General features: G+C 42.2%; 12 protein-coding genes. 10 read left to right on the plus strand and 2 right to left on the minus strand.

Annotation, left to right across the window (positions count from 1 at the left end):
- The first annotated feature begins 16 nt into the window (after nucleotides 1-16).
- The 3 genes from L6471_RS04985 (at nucleotide 17) to L6471_RS04995 (ending at nucleotide 6,765) form a co-directional block, all read left to right on the plus strand.
- A complete protein-coding gene (locus tag L6471_RS04985) occupies nucleotides 17-3,328 on the plus strand; it encodes a SusC/RagA family TonB-linked outer membrane protein (RefSeq protein WP_237797505.1) in 3,312 nt (1,103 codons plus the stop codon).
- A 33-nt stretch (nucleotides 3,329-3,361) separates the two neighbouring features.
- The gene (locus L6471_RS04990; protein WP_027453116.1) at nucleotides 3,362-5,548 is read left to right on the plus strand and encodes a RagB/SusD family nutrient uptake outer membrane protein; all 2,187 of its coding nucleotides are present in this window, start codon (nucleotides 3,362-3,364) and stop codon (nucleotides 5,546-5,548) included.
- A gap of 173 nt (nucleotides 5,549-5,721) precedes the next feature.
- Complete coding sequence (locus tag L6471_RS04995) at nucleotides 5,722-6,765, plus strand: hypothetical protein (RefSeq protein WP_237797506.1); 1,044 nt, start codon at nucleotides 5,722-5,724, stop codon at nucleotides 6,763-6,765.
- A 454-nt stretch (nucleotides 6,766-7,219) separates the two neighbouring features.
- Here the strand turns inward: L6471_RS04995 and L6471_RS05000 are convergent, their stop codons facing one another.
- Nucleotides 7,220-9,880, minus strand: a complete 2,661-nt coding sequence (locus tag L6471_RS05000) for a hypothetical protein (protein ID WP_237797507.1) — start codon at nucleotides 9,878-9,880, stop codon at nucleotides 7,220-7,222.
- 204 nt (nucleotides 9,881-10,084) lie between these two features.
- Here L6471_RS05000 and L6471_RS05005 point away from each other — a divergent pair, with 204 nt between their 5' ends.
- The 6 genes from L6471_RS05005 (at nucleotide 10,085) to L6471_RS05030 (ending at nucleotide 18,818) form a co-directional block, all read left to right on the plus strand.
- Complete coding sequence (locus tag L6471_RS05005; RefSeq protein WP_027453114.1) at nucleotides 10,085-11,824, plus strand: polysaccharide lyase; 1,740 nt, start codon at nucleotides 10,085-10,087, stop codon at nucleotides 11,822-11,824.
- A gap of 11 nt (nucleotides 11,825-11,835) precedes the next feature.
- Complete coding sequence (locus L6471_RS05010) at nucleotides 11,836-12,429, plus strand: DUF3826 domain-containing protein (protein WP_094448325.1); 594 nt, start codon at nucleotides 11,836-11,838, stop codon at nucleotides 12,427-12,429.
- 4 nt (nucleotides 12,430-12,433) lie between these two features.
- Nucleotides 12,434-15,460 carry a DUF6298 domain-containing protein gene (locus L6471_RS05015; RefSeq protein WP_237797508.1) on the plus strand — a complete coding sequence of 1,009 codons (3,027 nt, stop codon included), beginning with the start codon at nucleotides 12,434-12,436 and terminating at the stop codon, nucleotides 15,458-15,460.
- Nucleotides 15,461-15,578: 118 nt separating this feature from the next.
- Nucleotides 15,579-15,809: a hypothetical protein gene (locus L6471_RS05020; protein WP_027453112.1), complete on the plus strand. Its 231-nt coding sequence runs from the start codon at nucleotides 15,579-15,581 to the stop codon at nucleotides 15,807-15,809.
- 121 nt (nucleotides 15,810-15,930) lie between these two features.
- Entirely contained in the window at nucleotides 15,931-16,494 is a 564-nt protein-coding gene (locus L6471_RS05025) for an RNA polymerase sigma factor (protein WP_006282196.1), read from the plus strand.
- A 50-nt stretch (nucleotides 16,495-16,544) separates the two neighbouring features.
- Nucleotides 16,545-18,818 (plus strand): DUF5703 domain-containing protein, encoded by a 2,274-nt coding sequence (locus L6471_RS05030; RefSeq protein ID WP_237797509.1) that lies wholly within the window; start codon nucleotides 16,545-16,547, stop codon nucleotides 18,816-18,818.
- On the opposite strand, the gene L6471_RS05035 is transcribed toward L6471_RS05030, so the two are convergent.
- Complete coding sequence (locus tag L6471_RS05035) at nucleotides 18,787-19,776, minus strand: YqiA/YcfP family alpha/beta fold hydrolase (RefSeq protein WP_027453109.1); 990 nt, start codon at nucleotides 19,774-19,776, stop codon at nucleotides 18,787-18,789. The two genes, L6471_RS05030 and L6471_RS05035, sit on opposite strands and share 32 nt — an antisense overlap.
- A 174-nt stretch (nucleotides 19,777-19,950) precedes the next feature.
- Here L6471_RS05035 and L6471_RS05040 point away from each other — a divergent pair, with 174 nt between their 5' ends.
- On the plus strand, nucleotides 19,951-23,145 hold the full coding sequence (locus L6471_RS05040) for a glycoside hydrolase family 2 TIM barrel-domain containing protein (protein ID WP_404830162.1): 3,195 nt from the start codon (nucleotides 19,951-19,953) through the stop codon (nucleotides 23,143-23,145).
- Nucleotides 23,146-23,188 lie beyond the last annotated feature (43 nt).

Genomic DNA, 23,188 nt, shown 5'->3' on the forward strand with positions numbered 1-23,188 from the left:
TGAAAAAACAAGGAAAATGAAAAAGAAATATATTAAGACATTGACTTTAGGTATGGCACTTACTTGTGCTGTACCTGCAATGGCCCAAAATCGTGTGATTCAGGGTACTGTTGTTGATGAGCATGGTGAGCCGGTTATCGGTGCTACTGTGAAAATTCCTGGTACCAAGACTGCTGTGGTTACAGACTTGGAAGGTAATTATACCATTTCTGTTCCGGGTAGTAGCAAGTCTGTAGTTGTTTCTTACATCGGCTATCAGGATATGAACACCACTGGTGGTAAGATCCAGCTGAAAGAAAATTCTTCAGACTTGAACGAAGTTGTTGTTGTGGGTTATGGTTCTCAGAAGAAAGCTCACCTTACCGGTTCTGTTGCTACAGTCGATATGAACGATGTGGCAGACCTCTCAGCAGGTGGTTTAGCTTCTACACTGAGCGGTTTGGTCAATGGTATGAGTGTGAGTGGTGGTGATGCCCGTCCAGGTGAGAGTGCTACCATTTATATTCGTGATACTAACTCTTTGAGTGACATCGGTTCTACTGCTCAGCAGCCTCTTTTCGTTATCGATGGTTATATCTATCCTAATGATGTAAAAGTTGGTAACTCAAGCCAGAACTTAGGTGCTGAGGCTTTCAATAACCTAGACCCTTCAGAGATTGAGAGTATCTCTGTATTGAAGGATGCTTCTGCTGCTGTTTATGGTGCCCGTGCTGCTAATGGTGTTATCCTCGTAACGACCAAGAAGGGTAAGATGGGTGCTCCTCGTATCAGCTATAGTGGTACCTTCGGTATTACCGATGCTGTAAGTACTCCTAAGATGCTTGATGCATACCAGTATGGTCGTCTCTATAATGCTGTTAAGGGTGCTGACCCTACCAATACTTCTTTAAACCGTACTACCGATTTGTTCCAGGCTGATGAGCTTGCAGCGATGAAGAATACCAACTACGATTTGCTCGATAAGTATTGGTCAAGTGGTTTTACACAGCAGCATAGTGCTAACATCAGTGGTGCTACAGACCGTGTAAGCTATTTCGGTGGTATCTCTTACTTCGATCAGGATGGTAATCTTGGTAAATTAGATTATAACCGTTGGAACTTCCGTGCAGGTGTAGATGCTAAGATCAGCAAGTGGCTTTCTGCAAGCTTGAATGTTTCAGGCGACTATGGTAAGAAGAATAAGTCATTGGTTAAGGTAGTTAGTTCTAATGATGAGAACGACTATCGTGCCCTGTTGATGCGTCCTCGTTATATCCCAGAATCAGTAAATGGTTATGATATCTATAGCTATGGTGTAAGCAATTCAAGTGCGAACTCTATCCAGAATTATGCTTATGACGTGCTTCAGAATAATGGTGACTATAGTAAGACCATGACTTCTAACCTGAATATCAACGGTAGCTTGAACTATGATTTCGGTTGGAGCAGCGTATTGAAGGGCTTAAAGTTGAAGTTCTCTTATGCCAAGAGTATCAATACTTCTAAGAATAATGAGTATGGTTCTTCATACACATTATATAAGATGCAGAATCGTTTTGGTAGTGGCAGCCACCTCTATACACCAGTAGGTGATGAGGATGTTACTTCTTACTATGACGACTCTAACTTTGTAAGTTCAACGATTGCCAACGGTAACTTCCTGTCTCGTAACATGGTTCGTACCGACAACTATCAGATGAACTTCACTGTAAACTATGACCGTGACTTCGGTAAGCACCATATCGGCGCATTGTTCTCTATCGAGAAGTCTGAGGCTGAGAGCGAATACTTATATGGTTATGTTTCTGAGCCATATTCATTCACTACAGGACAGTCTAACTCAGCAGAGGGTACAACCAATTATACGACCTTTACCAGAAGTGAGTCTGGTACTCTTTCTTACATCGGTCGTATCAACTATGCTTATTCTAATAAGTATCTGTTAGAATTCTTGCTTCGTTCTGATGCATCTACCAAGTTTGCTCCACAGAACTACTGGGGAACTTTCCCTTCAGTTAGTGCAGGTTGGGTTATCAGTGAAGAAGACTGGATGCAGAAAGCAGCACCTTGGGTGAACTTCTTGAAGGTTCGTGCTTCATTCGGTTTGACCGGTCGTGATAATGCTTCACCATGGCAGTGGCAGCAAATTTATGCTCAGGATGCCAGCGGTGGTATCGTATTTGGTACAAACGCTTCTACCTCATCAAGTAAACGTATCACCATTAACAAGAATAACTCAGCTGTAAACACAGACATCCACTGGGATAAGGTATATAAGATGAACTTAGGTATCGACTTCAAGACACTTGATAACCGTCTGGGTGTAACCTTCGACCACTATCGTGAGTGGAACCGTGAGATGTTGATGAACATTGCGCAGACTATTCCTGGTACAGTAGGTACACAGAGTGCTTCTACTAACTTGGGTGAGTTGAATAGCTGGGGTTATGAGATCGGTTTGGACTGGAACGATAAGATCGGTAAGAACTTCAAGTATAAGATTGGTATCAATACCGGTTACTCTGATAACGAGGTGCTGAATATGGACTTCGAAGAAGAGTACATCTATCGCCAGATTACCCGTGGTTCTCGTACAGACGTCGGTGTTTGGGGTATGCAGTGCCTCGGTATGTTCCGTAGTTTCCAGGAAATCAATGAGTATTTCGAGAAGTACAACATTACTTCTTACATGGGCTTGTCTAAGGATGAGGTTCGTCCAGGTATGTTAATCTATAAGGATGTTCGTGGTACTAACGGTTTGGGTGAACCTGATGGTATCGTAAACAAGGACGACGACCAGGTATGTTTGTCTACCCGTTCAAGCAACCCTTATGGTTTTACCACTAACCTGAGTGCAAGTTACAAGAGTTTCTCACTCTCTGCACAGTTGAAAGCAAGCTGGGGTAGCTATGGCTTGATGCCTTCTATGGCCCTCTCTCCATACTATTCTAGTATTGACGCCAGCAACATGCCTTCATTCTGGAACGTAGACAATATGTATGTATATCAGGATATTACAGACGGCTTTGGTAATGTAGTTGTAGCTGCTAACCGCGATGCTTATTATCCAAGTTTGGCTTATACCAATATCAATGCTGTCGCTTCTTCTTTCTGGAGAATTAGCAATACCCGTGTAACCTTGAGCCGTATCACTTTGGCTTACACTGTACCAAAGGCATGGCTTTCAGGTCTTGGTATTGGTATTCAGTCAGCCCGTTTCAATGTTACAGCACAGAATTTGTTGAGCTTCTACAATCCATATCCAGATAACTTTATTGATCCAATGTGTAGCTATGGTAGCTATCCTACTTTGCGTAAGTTCACCATTGGTGTCAATTTATCTTTCTAACAGAAGTCGTTCAATTATTAAAACTGATTCTAAATGAAAAAATATATATTTAATACTCTAGGACTTGGGTTGATGACAGCGATGACCTTGTCATCTTGTAGCGACAACTTTCTGGAGGAGAAGAAAAACTATGATAACGTGACCCCAACTGAAGTATATGCTGATTATACCGGTGCAAGTGCACGTGTCAATGATATCTATGCCTGGTGTCTGCCTGATGCAAATGCTGAAGCTAACTGGAAGTATAACTGCACGGGTGTCAAGGATGAGCAGTCTAAGTCTACTGAGGAGTTCAGTGGCTTCACCGTCTTTACTAACCCTCAGCAGGAAATGAGCGTAGCCAATGGAAATGTCCCAGACTATTTCCAGAATACCCTGAATAATATTCAGGCTTCTGTGTGGGGTCGTATCCGTAATATCAACGACTGTATCGCTGGTATTGAGCAGGGTACGCTCAGCGAAAGTCAGAAGAACGAGCTTCTAGGTCAGGTATACTTCTTCCGTGCATGGTGCTACTATCAGTTAGTCAAGTGGTATGGTGGTGTGCCAATCATTAAGGAGGTACAGGATGTTTCTTCAGATTCTTATACTCCTCGCTCATCAGCCAAAGAGTGTATTGAGTTTATCGTAGAAGACTTGGATAAGTCTGCTGAGCTGCTTGCTTCTAAAGGTGGCTGGAGTGGTAGCGACTGGGGTCGTGTATCTGCAGGTACAGCGCTGGCTCTTAAGGGTCGTGTACTCATGCTTTGGTGCAGTCCTCTCTTCAACCGTGCCAACGATACAGAGCGTTGGACCAGTGCTTACAACACCATGAAGCAAGACCTTACTACTATCGATGCTTGCGGTTACGGCTTGTATACCACCAGCAATAATGTGAATGGTTCAGACTTTGCTGGTCAGTTCTCTCAGATACAGTCTAAGGAGGCTGTGTTTGTAACTCTTTACAATAATCTGCTGAGTGGTGACGGTCAGAAGAACAACAGTTGGGAGCGTTATATTCGTCCAAAGAATACTACCGGTAGCGGTTACAATGCTTCAGCAATGCTTGTAGACTTGTTCCCGATGTCTGATGGTAAGATTCCTGCAGGTAGCAGTAACTATACACTGCTTGAAAGATCAGATTCTGCATCTACACAGACCGATATTCATAACTATCCATTCATGAACCGTGACCCACGTTTCTATCGTACCTTCGCTTTCCCTGGTGTACGTTGGGCATATAATGGTGATCCTACAGTACAGAATGCCAATAACCCATCATATAACAACGGCCAGAACTACGAGCTTTGGAACTATGTATGGTATACCAATACCAGTGATGCTGGTGACGTAGAGAGTGGTAACGACTATGGTGCAGACAACTTGTTAAGTGATGTTTGTGGTATCTACGTTCGTAAGCGTTCTGACGATTACGATGTGAATGGTTCTCCACTGTACAACTTCCAGTCAAGCCAGAAGCAAGGTTTTGCTTATTCTGCAGCTCCTTATGCAGAGATTCGTTATGCAGAAGTTCTGTTGAATCTTGCTGAAGCTGCTTGCGGTGCAGGCGACTTAGACTATGCCGTAGAGCAGTTGAAGAAGATTCGTGCCCGTGCAGGTTATACTGCAGCGAATAACTATGGTTTGCAGAGCAACCTTACTTCTAATCAGGCCGCTTGTATGAGTGCTATCCTGTATGAGCGTCAGATTGAATTCGCTTACGAGGGTAAGCGTTTCGATGATATGCGTCGTTGGTTGCTTTTCGATGGTGGTGCAAACTTCAAGAATATTGACGGTGCTCCAGCTTCATGGACTCTAACCGGTTGGGGTGGAAATACCTGTACATGGTTAGGCATAACCCCAATGAATGGTCAGCGTCGTGAGAACATGGAGTATCGTACAGCTGATACTTATGGCGTAGGTGGTACTACATACGATTCAGACCCATTGACCAAAGCAGGTGTAGAGCGTTGTGCAGCTATCGACCTTCGCAAGTCAGACCTTCATTCACAGGAAGAGGTGTTGAAGAAGTGGTATACTGAAAACCTGGTTTACAAGCAGAAGAAGGGTGATAGCTATGATTCTAACAAGGTACCTTTGTATATTAACTATCTTCCACGTTATTACTTCTTAGGTCTCTCTATGGGTGCCATGAATAATAACCTGAATATGCCTCAGACCATCGGTTGGGCAGACCGTGTAGGTTCAGCAGGTACATTCGACCCATTTACTGGTGAATAATTCAGTAATATAATATCAAAAAAAAGAAGGCTAACTGATTTTTTTTCAGTTGGCCTTCTTTTTTTATGAAAAAGATACTATATTTGTGATGACATAATTCGTGTAAAATACGTTTTATAGTTATAAAGGATCATGAAAAATAAAAATCTAATAACAATTTAAACTAAAAGTCTATGAAAAAAATCTTTACTCTTATTTCAGTAGCTCTTGTAGCGATGGGTGTAAATGCTCAGACAGAGTCTTATAGCGCTATTACTAATTCTGCTTTGTCTTCAGAATATGCAGCAGTAGTAGGTAGTAACGGAGTTGCAACAAACGTATCAAACGGAAGTTCTAAAGTTAATTTTGGTACTACAAATGTTACGGTAGAAGCAGTAGGCTCAAGTGATCCTGCTGACCTTGCTGGAGGTGGTCAGGATATAACGATCGGAAATTTGATTAGTGAAGCAGATCACACTTATGAATTAGTATCTATCAATTCCACAAAAGATATCAAGTGGGAAGCGAAGAACCAGGGTGATATTGATTTCTGGTATGTTGCTGGTACAGGAACACCTGCTGTATCTATGGTTGCTGAAGAAATTTTTTCAGATGGTGTAGGTACTGGAACTTATCGTGTAAAAGTTACCGCTTTTGATCCTGCTACTGGTGGTGAGCCAGCCAGTGGTCTTTATTATAAAATTACTACAGCTGTAGATGGTGCTCTGAAGGTGGGTATTTGGGCTAACAAAGGTAATCGTACCACTTTCCTTGTTGACGGTGAAACCAAGCAGGCTATTCCTTATTTGGTAGAGGGATATATTAATGGTCAGAACTATTCAGAAGACGATGTCACAGCTGGTAAAGCAACTGCTGAACAAGTAGGCAAGAAAAAATGGTTGACCAACGATGAGATTGTAGCTCTCCGAAGTGCATCAAATAGTGAATGGGTTATAGGTGCAGGTAATCAGAACTTCTGGGGTAATGTGATCATTGATGCTAAAGCCGGCAAGACATATTGGCTCTTCCAGGGTAACTCTCAGATTGGTTTCCAGGGCTATACTTTCGCTCCAGGCAAGACGAAGGAAGAATTGGTTACTGGCATTGAATCCGTTAAGGTTGTTGCTGCTGCTGACAACAATGCGGATGCTCCTATCTACAACCTCGCAGGCCAGAAGGTTAGCAAGAACTACAAAGGTGTAGTTGTTCAGAACGGTAAGAAGTTCGTTCAGAAGTAATTTAGATAACACCATATATGTAGAGGGTATTCTGTTTCGACAGAATACCTTCTTTTCTTTCAAAAAAATATCAAAAAAAACATGGCCACCAAATATCGTCATCTAGCTCAAAATATTCAACTTTTGGTCAGCCTATTTGATATTTTCTACACCCCTCGACGCTCTCTCCCGACAAACCCCTAGCTCCTAGGGGTCGAAACCTAAGACTTTGTTCGCTAAACTCTATGACTTTATCGTGTTAACCCTAAGCTTTCGACCCCTAGGACCTAGGGTTTTGTCGCCCATTTATTAAACCGATGAAACGGATTTTTTGTAACATATTGATATTCAGGTAGATACGAAAATGCTTCAAAATTCGCATATTCGAGGTCTTCTATCATAGTGACTACGAATTTGCAAACTACAAGACGGTTTATGTCAATTAAATTCAAATACTTGTGTACTTTTGGCTTTGTTAGTTTTTGATGACCTTCATCGAATACACTTTACCGGTTGTATCGGTAATTTTCATGACGTATACATTGTGAGCGTCAAACTTATCCACTTTCTTGCCGTCTAGCGTAAAGAATTCCCGTTTGGCAACTTCAATCTGATCCTCATTCCATACCGTGTGAATACCTGTCGTTTCACCTGTAATGGCGATGCCTAATTGCTGTTCGAAACTTGCACCATCGGTATCGGTAACCTTAACTGTAATCATGCCGATTCCACCTTCTTCTTTCGCTTGAATAGTAATGATAGAATCGGATACGGTAGCGACAAAAAGGGGACTATTGGAGGTAATGGAATAGACCGGTTCAGAAGTCTCACCGTTGAAACCGTAGAAGCCACGGAAGTAAGGCTTCATATTGATGGTCTTACTTTCGTTAGGCGCTACTATCAGGTAAGGATGCGCCATAAAGTCGAGATAATCTTCGAGAAGCGTGTAGCCATCGTTATCAGGGTCATCATTGTGATTAGCCGTGTTGATATCACTGTTGATAACTTTTTCATACCAGTTAGGCATACCATCTTGATCAGTATCGAAGTCGGCAGAGCGATGTTCTTCAGGATAGACCTCCCATCCCCCAGCATCATCTTCATGGTCGATTTCCCCCTTGATACCAGAGCGTGAACCTGTATAGGTATAGGTACCCTCTATGGCTTCCCGAATGACACGGAGATGCTGGTCGTCGCGCATCGGCATGGTTGCTCCACCATCACTGGTAACTATCTTAAGGGCATCCTTTGCAGTGTGAATGGTGGCATAAGAAGCAAAGAGAGGCTCGTCTACTAGATACTTATAAGTGGTAGGTATATTACCGGTAGCCTTGTAAGTTTCCCCTTTTTTGTCGTAAGTAAGTGTATGGTTCTTATTTTCACGGATGTTACCACTTACGTAAGCCTGATCTACACCGTCCGGAGCTATGGCATCCTCGAAATCTTGCGAGAAGAGAATTTTCTTGTTGGTATCGGCCCCCATCTTATAGTAGTTGTTCACGAAGTTTACAGCATGGCAGTTACCATCGGTGGTACGACTATGCCAGTTGTAGCATACATTATTAAAGAGATCGAGTCCACCGATAGGACGATTTTGCCCATCCATACCACCCCCCATACTCCAGTTGCGTCCCTCACAGTTGAGTAAGAGATTATGATGCCATGAACCGATACGCCCATCGATAGTAGCTGCATAGCCATGATTCGTGCCCGCAGAATAATTCTTATGATCAGCGATACCTAAGGCTTCGGCTATCATTGAATATTGGAAAGATACATTCAGCGCACCACGTCCAGATACCGTCTCATCGGTACCCCAAGCAGCTGTGGTATGGTCTACGATACTATGGTTGGCACCACTCATTCCCATAGCATTACCCGTATCACCATATCCATGCTTGAATCGCATAAATCGGCAGATGTTATCGCTACCGATATTCACATTAGAAGCCTTCAGACAGATACCTTTACCAGGAGCCGTCTGTCCGGCAATGGTGATATAGGGATTTGTAAAGACTGCAGAAAAATCCATAACGATGATGCCCGATACATCGAAGACGATGGTATGAGGCTCACTGATGTCTGTCAGTCCATAAAGCAGTGACCCAGGGTTATGGTCGTTGTTGAGATTCGTAACATGATAAACCGAGCCGCCACGACCACCTAATGCATATCGGCCATAGCCCTCGGCGCCAGGAAAAGCCAAATGACAAGGGCGGAATGACCATGGTGTACCCCGGTAGATGTTACCTTCAGCATCCACTTCATCTATACGCCACCAGTAACGTTGCATGGAGGAAAGACCAGTCTGTGTAAAAGAAGTGTTCTCACCTTCATATAGATACGCATCGCTTTGTGCTACCTCGGCAGAGTCGGTACCCAGTACCAATTTATGAGCTACGGCTCCTACGGCAGCAGTCCAAGAGAACTGTACCGTGCCATCTTCCTGTCCGGCATGATAATCTTGATTAGATGGAGTCGGATCTGTAGCTGTCATAGCAGCCACATCAAATTCGAGTCCATTAAGCATCATGCTCGTTGTAGAGTAAGTCTTGCCCGATTCAGGAGTGGTGGCATAGGTAATCACAACGGATTCACCCTCTTTGGCCGTAAAGGTAATATACGAAGAACCCGCCTCGATGGTACTCTCTGCGCCAGAAGTAAATGGCTTGCCCGACGCCACCACCTGTCCATTAACGCGAACTTCTACATCGGGCATAGACTGGTCTAAGTCAGAATTGTTATGATAAGCTTTCAGCGTATGCACCCCTGCACTAAGCCCCGTAATGGTGAGAATAAGCGAAGAGCTTCCTTCGGTCGTTTTCACCATGTTACCATCAACCAGATTACAAGCCACGACTTCATCAGCGATGACACGAAGCCCTTTACTCTCTACATACGTCTTGTTCCAATTACTTCCTACAGCAGAGGCAGCCCCTCCGGCTGTAATCGTAATCGATACGCCATTATCGAACGACTTGGTATCACTGGTGGCACGAGGTACGGCCCATGAGGTGTAATTTAATTCGGTATCCTTGCCCATGGTCGTTTTTCCTGGTAGGTCAAAATCAATCATTTGTGCATGAGCGGATAAAGCTGCTGCGACAGCAGTAGTCATCAAGATGATTTTTTTCATGCTAATCTTGTGTTATTTTTTTGAAAAGGTTAATAGATTAATGATTAGGATAAGCATTATTATCGGTTACAAAAATAATGAATTATTGATAAACAGAAGAGAAATATTATTTAAAAGTAAATAGAAACAAAAAAGATGTAGGTTACAAAAACAACACTTTATCGTCTTATTGACAGAAAACAGAAAACAATATATTAACTGAAGATGAAACAGAAATTAGTTTTAGCATCTTGTGTTCTGGCCTTGGCTCCAAATATAGCGAAGGCACAGTACCCTCAAATTACAGATGAGGCTCAGCAAAAGTTTGAGAATCTTCGTAAGGAGTGGACAGCTCATTCAGACTCAGCATGGGCTGTAGCTTTTCCTATTGTAAAGAAAGAAGCTATGGAAGGTCGTCCTTATGTGCCATGGGCTTTCCGTCCATACGATTTGCGTCAGGCTAAGATTCCTGCATTCCCAGGTGCAGAAGGTGGTGGTATGTATACCTTCGGTGGCCGTGGTGGTAAAGTGCTTACCGTTACGAATCTGAATGATGATGGTGTAGGCTCTTTCCGTTGGGCTTGTGAACAGGGTGGTGCTCGTATCGTTGTCTTTAATGTATCGGGTAATATCGTACTGAAGACCCCTATCATTGTTCGTGCTCCTTATATCACTATCGCAGGTCAGACTGCTCCCGGTGAAGGTATCCAGATTTCTGGTGAGTCATTCCAAGTAAATACACATGATGTTATCGTTCGTCATATGCGTTTCCGCCGTGGTAATACCAATGTATGGAACCGTGAGGATAGCTTCGGTGGTAATCCTGTAGGTAATATTATGATAGACCACTGCTCTTGCGAGTGGGGTCTCGATGAGAATATCTCTTTCTACCGCCATATGTTTGATATGGGCGATGGTAAACCTATGCGCAAAGAGCCAACTGTGAATGTAACTATTCAGAATACCATTTCTGCTAAGGCTCTCGATACCTATAACCATGCTTTCGGTAGTACCATTGGTGGTGAGAATGCTTCGTTCATGCGTAATGTATGGGCTGATAATACTGGTCGTAACCCTTCTATCGGTTGGGGTGGTGTATTCAACTTTGTGAATAACATCGTTTATAACTGGGTACATCGTACTTGTGATGGTGGTGAGTTCTCTACCATGAGCAACTTCATTAACAACTATTACAAACCAGGTCCTGCTACACCTAAGGAAGGTAATATTGCTTATCGTATTGTGAAGAGCGAAAGCCGTAGTAAGAACCTCTTCCCTTATCCACAGTTTGGCCGTATCTATGCCGAAGGTAACATCATGGAAGGTAATGCTGCTGTAACAGCAGACAACTGGAATGGTGGTATCCAGACCGCTGATAAGGATGGTGTAATCGGTGACGATGTAAAGGCTTTGATGCGTAGCAATGAGCCTTTCGTTATGCCATACATGACTATTATTCCTAAGGAGCAGACCTTTGACAAGGTACTCGACAACGTAGGTGCTATGGTACCATGCCGTGATATTATCGATGAACGTATCGTAGAAGAAGTTCGTACCGGTAAGCCTTATATCGCTAAGAAGTTTGATAAGAAGCATCCTTATGGTGATGTCACCGGTTTGTCAAAGAAGTCACAGAACGCAGAAGGCTACTTCAAGTATCGCCGTATGGAGAACGACTCTTATAAGCTTGGTATCATCACAGATATCAGCCAGATGGGTGGTTTCCCTCAGTATAAGAAGGTAAAACCTTACAAGGATAGCGATGGCGACGGTATGCCAGATGAGTGGGAGGTAGCTAACGGATTGAATCCTAATGATCCATCAGATGCTAATGGCGATATCAACGGTGACGGTTATACCAACATCGAAAAGTATATCAACGCTATCGATACCAAGAAGAAGGTAGACTGGACTAATGTAAAGAACAATTACGATACACTTGCCGAAAAGGGTAAGTTGATGTAAGACGAACAAATATGAAAAAAGGGTTAGTTATTATAGGTTTAGTTTTGCTTTCGGCATCTGTTCATGCACAGGTAGCTTTGGACAGTGTCGGAAGAAAGGCTGACTATGTAAAAAGTATCCTCGGTAGATCTGAGAAAATAGTTAATGGTCTGAATCTGACCAGCGACTATACTCGTAAGAATGTAGTTAACATCGTTTGTAACCGTTATTTTTACCTGAGTGATTGTGAGGATAAATTGAAGGGTGATGCTCTGCAGGCAGAACTCTATAGACACCACTTTGAATTTGCGGCAGCTTTAGGCAATTATCTTTCTGACAAGGAGATAGAAGCCGTGAAAGATGGTATGACATATGGTGTAGTGCCTAAAACTTATCAGGCCTATCAGGATATGATTCCTTCTCTCAAGGAAAATGAAAAACTGCAGATACTCAACTGGCTGAAAGAGGCCCGTGAATTTGCTGTAGATGCAGGTACATCAAAAGCTAAACATGGATGGTTTGGCAAGTATAAGGGACGTATTAACAACTGGCTCTCTCAGCGAGGTTATGACCTCAATAAAGAGCGTGAAGGTTGGAATAAGCGTATTGCAGCTCAGAAAAAGTAATTTCATGAGAAAGTTATTGATTATAGTATTAGTTGCCTTAGGGGTTGTGCAGGTGTCTGCACAACCCTTCCCATTAGATTATAGCTATGTAGGTTATCGCCAGTGTGAACAGGCAATCCCTAATGCTCCAGTCAAGGTGTATGTGTCGTGTGAAACAGGTGATCAGAGTGCTCGTATACAGAAAGCTCTCGACTATGTAGCTCGACAAAAAATGGACAAGAAGACGGGGCTCCGTGGAGCAGTATTGCTCGCTCCTGGTACCTATCACTTGAGCAAAGCTCTTCGTATATCGGCAAGTGGAGTTGTACTTCGTGGTTCAGACCGTCAAAAAACGGTGTTGCTGAAAGAAGGGGTTGACCGTGGCGCTGTAGTCTATGTAGAGGGACAAGACAACCGACAGATTACAGATACCTTGGCCATTACGGGTTCTGTGGCTTTAGGTAATAAGCAACTATCCTTGTCGGGTAAGGCGATCAGCCAAATCAAGGCAGGCACAGAAGTCGTCGTTTATCGCCCGTCTACTCAGAGTTGGATCAACAAGCTACAATGTGCAAGTTTCGGTGGTGGTAAGGATATGGGCTACTGGGGCTGGCATCCGGGCGAGGCAGATGTGGAATGGAGCCGTACGGTGACCCATGTTCAAGGAAATCAAGTAACCCTTGATGCTCCTCTGAGTATGGAACTTCAGGCTTCTGACGCAGACAGTAAGGTACTTTTGTATCGTTGGTCTGGTCGAATCGTGAATGCTGGTGTAGAAAATCTCACGATACAGTCAGCTTATCATACTAAGTATGCCATGGACGAAGACCATGCCTGGAATGGAGTGTATATCGCCCATGCTAAAGATTGCTGGGTACGTCTTGTCGATTTCAGAAATCTATCGGGTTCAGCTGTTGTCGTTCAACGTAGTGGTTCACAGATTACCGTAGAAGACTGTACGTCTAAGCATCCTGTATCCGAATTAGGAGGTTATCGTCGTCGTACCTTCCTCACCTTTGGAGAAAAATGTCTTTTCCAACGTTTGTATTCAGAAGAGGGTATCAACGATTTTGCTGCAGGTATAGTAGCTGCCGGTCCTAATGCCTTTGTACAGTGTGAAAGTCGCAATTCGCATGGGTTTAGCGGTAGTATCGGTTCTTGGGCTACGGGGTTACTCTTTGATATCGTTGATATTGATGGCGATGATATCCGTATGGGTAATCTTCGTTTAGAGAAATATGGTACAGGATGGAATACTGCCAACAGTACAGCTTATCAGTGTTCTGCTGCTGCGATTCAGGCTGATAGTCTGCCAGATGGCTCGGCTAATTATGTCTATGGTTCGTGGGCACAGTTCTCGGGTACAGGTTATTATGATGAGCTGAATAACCATGTGAAGCCATGGAGCCTTTTCGCACAGCAATTAGGTAAGCGCCTGGGGCATGACGTCTCATCGATTACCCGTACCTATGTGCGTAATACGGGAGCTTCGAGCAATCCACCAATAGAGGTAGCTCAACAAATGGCTCGCGAAGCACACCAGCCTCGTATGACGATGGATATGTGGATAGATAGTGCACAGTTTACGGCATCTGTATCTGCAAAGGGTGCACTCGCTGTAGATCGCATCAAAGATGAGCAACCTATCAATCAGGTGAATCATACTTTTGCTATCGAGAATGGTAAACTCGTCATGGATCATGCCCTTGTAGTGGGTAATCGTCATAATTCACCTTGGTGGAACGGACGCGTAAAATATTCAGCCTTCCCTAAACTGCCATATGGTCTGACTCGTTTTGTACCAGGTATGGAAGGTGATGGGCGCACAGACCGTGTGGATAGTGTTATCCAGAAGATGGTCAACAGTCATACCGTACTCTATGCGCAGAATTATGGTTTGTGGTACGATCGCCGTCGAGATGACCATGAGCGTGTTCGTCGTCGTGATGGTGATGTGTGGGGCCCATTCTATGAGCAGCCACAAGCCCGCAGTGGTGAAGGAAAAGCATGGGATGGTCTGAGCAAATATGATATGGAACGCCTCAATCCTTGGTATTATGCCCGTCTGAACGAGTTTGCCCAGAAGGGTGCTTCACAAGGATTACTCCTCCTGAACCAACACTATTTTCAACATAATATCTTAGAAGCCGGTGCTCACTGGGTAGACTGTCCTTGGCGTACAGCTAATAATATCAATCATACAGGATTCCCAGAGCCCGTTCCTTTTACAGGTGATAAACGTATCTTTATGGCTGATTACTTCTATGACCTGACAGATCCTGTTCGTAAGCATCTGCATCAGAAGTATATCATGGATGTATTAGATGCGTTTGCCGATCAGCCGAATGTCATCCATTCTATCGGTGAAGAGTTTACAGGACCACTTGCTTTTGTACAATTTTGGTTGGATACCGTTAAGGAGTGGGAAGCCAAGCGTGGTAAAAAGGCTATGGTAGCTCTGGCTGTTAATAAGGATGTACAGGATGCTATTCTGCAAGATAAAGCCAGAAGTGAAGTGGTGGATATTATCAATATTGAACAGTGGTATTATCATGCCAAAGGACTCTATGAGCCGGGTGGTGGCTTGAATCTGGCACCTCGTCAGTTCCAGCGCCAAAACCGTACGGGTAAGATAACCTTCGATCATGTCTATCGTGGGGTAAGTGAATATCGTAAAGCTTATCCAAACAAGGCTGTCGTGTATTATGCATCGGGTTATCCACAAATGGCCTGGGCTGTATTGATGGCTGGTGGCTCTTGTCCAAATCTCCCTGTTACAGATACAGCCTTCCTCAAATCGGTTGCTTCTATGCAGCCGACCTATCATGAAGAAGGCAATAGTATGATGGCTAATCGTCAGGGTGATGCCGTATTCTATCTAGAGAAAGGCAATGCCGACCTGATAAACCGGTTATCATCAGCTTCTGGTTCTCTGTATCAGATTGATGAAAAGACAGGTGATATGACTCTACTTTTAAAGAATAGTATACGTAGTAATATGAAAAAATATCTTGACAAGAAAGGTGTATACTGGTGGAAAGCCAAAAACTAAATTAGAGGTTAATTATATAAGTCCCCAATGAATCTTCGGATTTGTTGGGGACATTTTTTTAATTCGTACGTCTTACTTATACAATATATAGTAGAGACATATAAATAGAGAGTTTGTTATGACCGAAAACGTGTATAATCTATTAGCAGATCCACAATTCCTTAAATCCATTTTGGATGGAAATCTGATGCCAAGAGATATTCAATATTCTTCTCATTTACATCCAACGCAGGAGGATATTGATGAAGCTAAGCAGATTTTGCTCCATTTGGATGAAGAAGAATGTTGCATACCTCAAGAAGAATTGATAGCCTTAAAAAAACGCATAAAAGTAGCTTTAGAAGTCTAAAATGGGATAAAAAAGTAGGTAAATACCGATTTTTACCACTTTTATATCTGATTTTGCATGCCATTCATACGTCATTTACGTAATTTTGCAATCAACAAACAAACCTATACAACTTACCTAAATGACGAATTCTACTATTATTGACAAAGATCAGCGGGCTTTAGAATTACTACAAGCCTATCAAGAAGGAAACGCTTCTGCTTTTTCTGACTTGTATGATATGTATATTCAGTTAATGCTGAACTACGGGTGTTGCCTAACATCAGATGTAGAGTTAGTGAAAGACTGTATACAAGATGTTTTTATTCGTTTACTCGATAAACGCCAATCTCCTGCTGTTAAGCGTTTAAGTTCTTATTTAGTAATATCTTTGCGTAACCGTCTGGTTGATGAGTTTCGTAAAGTGTCTTATAATGCATCTGTAGACTTGGATTGTGCGGATAAAAGAAAGTCGGTAGTTGATGTAGAAACCGATTATCTTGAAGAGGAAAAATCATTACATCAAAAGAATAAAGTGGCTTATTTGATGGAGGCATTGACTCCACGTCAGCGTGAGGCTTTGCAACTTTATTATCTTGATGAGAAAAAGTATGATGAAATTTGCCAAATCATGAATATGAATTATCATTCTGTGCGTAATCTCGTGCATAGAGGCATGTTGAAATTACGTGCTGCAGCCTTGTAATAGATCAGGTTGTTATCATAGAATGGTAAGTTTGACAAGAACAATGTGAAATGAAGAAACTTTTTTTCTTGGTATACCTGATAGGTTGTAGCTTGTTGGGATATGCTCTTCCTGCTGACTTCGTATGGCATAAGCCAAGTTTGAATTCGTCTGAGTCTATGCCTGTAGGCGGAGGCAGTATTGGTATGAATGTATGGGTGGAAAATGGTGATTTGCTGTTTTATGTAAATCGTAGTGGACATTTTGACGAGAATAATACCTTATTGAAAGTTGGTCGTTTCCGTATTCAGCTGCCTCATAAATTTCAATCGAATGCTTCTTTTACCCAGCGTCTTGTATTAAAAGATGGCTATATGGTGGTGGATGATGGTAGCCAGCGTGTTACCCTATGGGTAGATGTCTTCAAACCGGTAATTCATGTTGAAGTACAGTTGGAGCAAAAAGGTAGTGTTACCTGTAACTTTGAAAGTTGGCGCCATCATGACCGTGCTATCGGTAAGGGTGAGTGTTTCCAGTCTTCTTATAAATTCAGAGTTCCTAAAGGGTGTATGACCCATCAAGATCAGTTTGATGTTAAACCGAGTGAACTCACTTTCTATCATCAAAATCCAGATAGTACCGTTTTTGATGCAACTGCTGTTCAGCAGAAGCTCAATGCTTATATACCGCAAATGTATAATCCGTTAGGTCGCTTGATATTTGGTGGAAAACTATCTGCTCCTCAGTTTACTTTTCAAGGTACTTATCAAGGTGTATATCAGCAAGTAGATTATCAGGGATGGCGCTATACTGCCAAGCAACCGCTTCGCCAGTATTCCTTGGATATTGTGCTGGCAGATGTGCAGGGTACGGTAGCACAGTGGAAGGCTAAGGTGCAGCAAACGAGCAAAAGCATTCAAGCCAAACAAGACTTTAAGAATACCATTAAATGGTGGAATGCCTGGTGGAATCGCAGTTGCATAGAAGGTCAAGGCAAGGCCGAAGAAATTACTCGCAACTATACGCTGTTTCGCTATATGTTGGGCTGTAATGCCCATGGACAATGGCCTACAAAATTTAATGGAGGTCTGTTTACCTTTGAACCACATTATGTAGATGCTAAATCGACTTATACCCCTGATTATCGTCGATGGGGAGGCGGTACGCATACAGCTCAAAATCAGCGATTGGTATATTGGCCCATGTTGAAGAGTGGCGATTATGATGCCCTGAAGAGTCAACTCGATTTTTATGTTCGTATCCTTAAGAATGCAGAATTGCGTAGTCAGGTATACTGGAATCATGAAGGAGCAGCTTTCACTGAGCAAATCGAGAATTTCGGATTACCAGAGCATGATGAATACGGCTTGAAGCGTCCCGTAGATTTCGATCCAGGTATGGAGTACAATGCGTGGTTGGAATATACTTGGGATACGGTGTTAGAGTTCTGTCAGATGGCTCTCGAAGCAGAAAGCTATGGCGGTATGGATATTTCTGCTTATATCCCATGGATTAAATCATCTCTCGATTTCTTTGACCAGCATTATCGTTATATAGCCAAGAAACTTGGTAATAAACAAGTTGATCAGAACGGTAAACTGATTATCTATCCAGGTTCGGGTGGTGAAACCTTTAAGATGGCTTATAATCCTTCGTCTACGGTAGCAGGATTAAAAGTAGTAACCCAAAGTCTTTTGAGTTATCTGCAGCTACATCATGCAGATTTTACAGAAATAAAAAAATATCAGGCATATTTGAAGCAATGGCCCGATATATCTTATCGTGAAGTAGATGGGCATCAGGTTATCGCACCTGCACAGGTGTGGGCCCGAGTGAACAATGTAGAACCAACGATGCTTTATCCTGTATATCCTTGGCGTCTTTTTGGAGTTGGCAAGGATAGTCTTGATATCGCTATTAATACTTGGAAATATGATCCGTATGTCAAGAAGTTTAAAGGTATTGTGAGTTGGGAGCAAGCTAATATATGGGCTGCAGACTTAGGACTTACAGAGGATGCTGCTTATTGGAATACCGAGAAAATGAAAAACGGACCTTATCGTTTTCCTGCTTTCTGGGGCCCTGGTCATGACTGGACACCAGATCATAACTGGGGAGGAAGTGGTATGATTGGTATGCAAGAAATGCTGTTGCAAGAAAGTGGCGACAAAATATATATATTCCCAGCTTGGCCTCAGGATTGGAATGTACACTTTAAACTACATGGTTCAAAGCAGACAACAGTAGAAGCTACTTTGAACCAAGGAAAAATTGTAGAATTGAAAGTGTATCCGAAGTCAAGAGAAAAGGATATTATTGTCCCCCCAACCTTTCAAAGAAAGTAATAATTTCTTCCCAAGTCTTAAATTCATCGCTACCATACTGAATGTTGGTACCCATGAAATTATCATCGGGTAGCGGATCAATCATATAGTCTCCATACAGCAGATTTTTCTGATTGGTGAAGATAATATGGTTGAAGGCTGGTGCTGACAAATAGTCTTCTACCCAAGTCTGTACCTTGGTGATATAGTCATGCTGGTTAGTTGGTGCAGAAGCTACAATATATACTTGATAGTATTCCAACAACATTTCGTAGGCTTTATGCATGCTTGATGTAGCATTGTCAAAGGCATCGTGCAGGGCATCGTAGGCAATGTATACGATAGGTCGCTCCTTACCATTCTGCTTATCGTCTATCCATCGAATCACTGGTATGAGATAATGGTGCACCACTTTATCTATGAGACGATGCTCACCATGAAACTTAATGGCATGAGGATAATGCTCCAGAAAAAGATCGTAAGTGTGGACAATAGGATCATGATCACCAAAGAGACCATATACATGCTGTTTCTCTTCTTCGTTGATTCCCTCGAAACAATGTTCGGTAATATCCTTGTACTCCTTAATCAATCCCTTGGTTACCATGAATTCCTGTACACCGTCTTTTCGCGGATTCTGAAAAACCTGTTTACCTGTACTGCTCGACATTGTATCGCCCATGCGAAAAGCCGGGTTAGTCAAGATACGATCGTATCCGTAAAGCATTTCGGTAAACATACCACCCATAGAAGAACCGATGATAAGATCGGGCTTTTCTGTGTCACAGAGATTTTTAAGCAACTGCATTGCCTCTTCAGGATGAAGCGGTAAATCTTCGGCAATAACCTGTGCATTCGGCATACAGTCCTGTAGCAATTTGACCGTCCCCGATTGAGCAGATGACATAAAGCCATGTACATACATAACCTTTTTGCCTGACATGAGATCAGGATATTGCTTGATATAAGGATTTTCCATTTTGTGTAATATCATTAAAACTGTTGATATTGCAAATATAACCAATACCATCATTATGACCAAACTTCAATCTTTAAAATAATAAAAATAGTAAAAAGTACACTTTACACAGATTACTTCACAAAAAAATAATTATCTTTGTAAAAATCTAATAACTAACTTAAATTAAACTTTATGAAACCAAATCAGGTTATCGCTTTATGCTTGGCAGCGATGTCTGTATCTCCAGCATGTGCTGCTAAGTCTAAAACACCAAAAACATTACAACCAACGTTTACTGAATGGCACGACTTGCAAGTTAATGAGGTTAACCGCTATCTGCTTCATACAAACTTCTTTACGTATGAGTCAGCTGAAAAAGCGCTGAAAGGCGATATGAAGGCATCGGCCAATTATTGCTCTTTAGAGGGTGACTGGAAATTTAACTGGGTGGCTAATGCCGACCAGAGGCCAACTGATTTCTGGAAAACTGATTTTGATGATTCTTCATGGAAAACATTCCCAATACCCGGACTCTGGGAAATGAATGGCTATGGTGATCCTGAATATGTGAATATCGGTTTTGGTTGGAGAGGTCATTTTCAGAATAATCCTCCTGAAGTGCCGGTTAAGGATAATCATGTGGGCAGTTATCGACGTATCATTAAGATTCCAGAGAATTGGGATGGCAAACAGGTTATTGCTCACTTTGGTTCTGTGACATCAAATATGTATCTGTGGGTTAATGGCAAATATGTAGGCTATACCGAGGATAGTAAGGTAGCTGCAGAATTTGATATTACACCTTATTTGAAGAAAGGTGAGAATGTGATCGCTTTTCAGACATTCCGCTGGTGTGATGGTAGCTACGATGAGGATCAAGACTTCTGGCGTCTTTCGGGTGTAGCTCGTGACTGTTATCTCTATGCCAAGAATAAGCAAAATCAACTTTCTGATATTCGTATCGTACCTGATTTGATCAATGACTATAAGGATGGAACGCTACAGGTAGCTATGCAAGTAAAAGGTAAGGCTGCGGTTACTGTACGTCTTTTTGACCCTTCAGGAAAATTAGTAGAGGCAAAACAGATAAATTATGCTAAAGTGGGAGAGATAAAAACCGAATTTAAGGTGGCTGATCCTCAGAAGTGGTCTGCAGAAACTCCTACTTTGTATACCCTGCAAGTTAGTCTTAATGACCCAGCTAAACCTCAGGTTTCTTATGAGGCAACAGCAGTGAAAGTGGGCTTCCGTAAGGTAGAAATTAAAAATTCACAGTTGCTCGTCAATGGTCAACCTATTTTGATTAAGGGTGCAGACCGTCATGAGATGGACCCAGATGGAGGATATGTGGTAAGTCGTGAACGAATGATACAGGATATTCAGATTATGAAACGTCTGAATATTAATGCGGTAAGAACCTGCCATTATCCTGATGACCCTATCTGGTATGAATTATGCGATCAGTATGGTCTGTATATTGTCGCAGAGGCCAATCAAGAAAGTCATGGTTTCGGTTATGGTGATGATGCACCTTCTGGTAAACCTATGTTTGCGAAGCAGATCTTAGAGCGAAATCAGCATAATGTGTCTATGTACTATAATCATCCAAGCATTATCGTATGGAGCTTGGGTAATGAAACTCGTTATAGCAAGAACTTTGAAGATGCTTATGACTGGATTAAATCTCAGGATAACTCGAGACCAGTGCAGTACGAGCAGGCTGGTATGGATCGAAAAGCTACAGATATATTCTGTCCAATGTATTTCCCAGTGGATGCTTGCGAAAATTATGCTAAAGATGAGAAACGTACTCGCCCATTGATTCAGTGTGAATATAATCATACCATGGGTAACTCTGGTGGTAATTTGGCAGAATACTGGAAGTTGATACGCAAATATCCGAAGTTTCAGGGTGGTTTCGACTGGGATTTTGTAGATCAAGGCTTACATCGTGAAATTGTTAAGCCAATGAGTATACAGGTAGATGAAAAGACGCCATATAGCGAACTGAATAAGATAAAGTATACTTATGGTGGTGACTATAATCGCTATGATGCCAGTGATAACAACTTTAACTGTAATGGTATTATTGGTCCTGATCGTCAGCTGAATCCTCATGCTTACGAGTTGGCTTATCAGTATCAGAATATCTGGGCTGAGGCCGTAGATGCTAAGCAGGGTAAGATACGTGTATACAATGAGAATTTCTTCAAAGATTTGAAGAATGTCAAGATGGATTGGCAACTTTTGGTAGACGGTCATATAGTAAAAGAAGGAACGGTAGCCGATCTGAAAATAGCCCCTCAACAGACTGTGGAACTAACTTTGCCATATCAGGTGGAGGATGGACACGATAGTTATCTGAATATCGATTTCAAACTCAAGAAATCTGAACCTTTGATGAAAGTAGGTCAGGTTATCGCTTATCGCCAATTGGAAATAGAAAAGCAAAAGATAGCAATAGCTTCTGCTAATAGTGTAGGAACCGGTAAGATAAAAGTTGTGAAGGATGATAAGAGCAACTTACTCACTTTCAAGAGTGATGAAGCTACTATTGCCTTCGACAAAAAAACAGGTTGGTTGGCGCAATATCAAGTAAAAGGTAAAGACTTATTGGGTAAAGAAGGTAGTTTGAAGCCTAACTTCTGGCGTGCTGTAACCGATAATGATATGGGTGCAGGTATGCAGAAGAAATTTGCAGCTTGGAAGAATCCTCAGTTTAATCTGAAAGCACTTGATGTAACGATAGAAAAATCGGAAGGTGTAAAACAGGCTTTGGTACGTGCATCTTATGAAATGCCAGAAGTAAAGGCACGTTTCGAGATGACTTATCGCATTGCTCCAAATGGAAAAATAATGGTATCAGAACAGCTGGTGATGACACCTGAAGAAAAGGTAAGTGATATGTTCCGTTTTGGTATGGTGATGAATATGCCTTACCAGATGAGTCAGATAGAATACTACGGTAGAGGCCCTATCGAAAATTATAATGATCGTAAGGAATGTATGCGTATGGGAACCTGGAAACAGAATACTGATGACCAGTTCTTCCCTTATATACGTCCACAAGAAACTGGAACCAAAACTGATATCGGATGGTGGAAGCAGACAGATGCTAATGGTGTCGGTTTGCTGTTTACTCCAGTAGATCAGCGTATCGGCGATATGTCTGCTTTACATTATAATATTGCAGATTTGGATGAAGGCCTTGATAAACAGCAGAGACATAGTTACGAGGTGAAGAAATCTGTATACACGAATATTTGCATTGATAAGGCGCAGATGGGTGTAGGTGGTACTAATAGTTGGGGTGCTTGGCCTTTGAAACCTTATCGTGTTCCTGCTGCAGATTATCAGTTTAGTTTTGTTCTGACTCCTATTTTATAATAAAAAGAAAAAAAGAGGGGATATTATCCACTTCATAGCGTAT

It is taken from the genome of Segatella bryantii, assembly GCF_022024215.1.
In the GTDB taxonomy this organism is placed as follows: Bacteria; Bacteroidota; Bacteroidia; order Bacteroidales; family Bacteroidaceae; genus Prevotella; species Prevotella bryantii.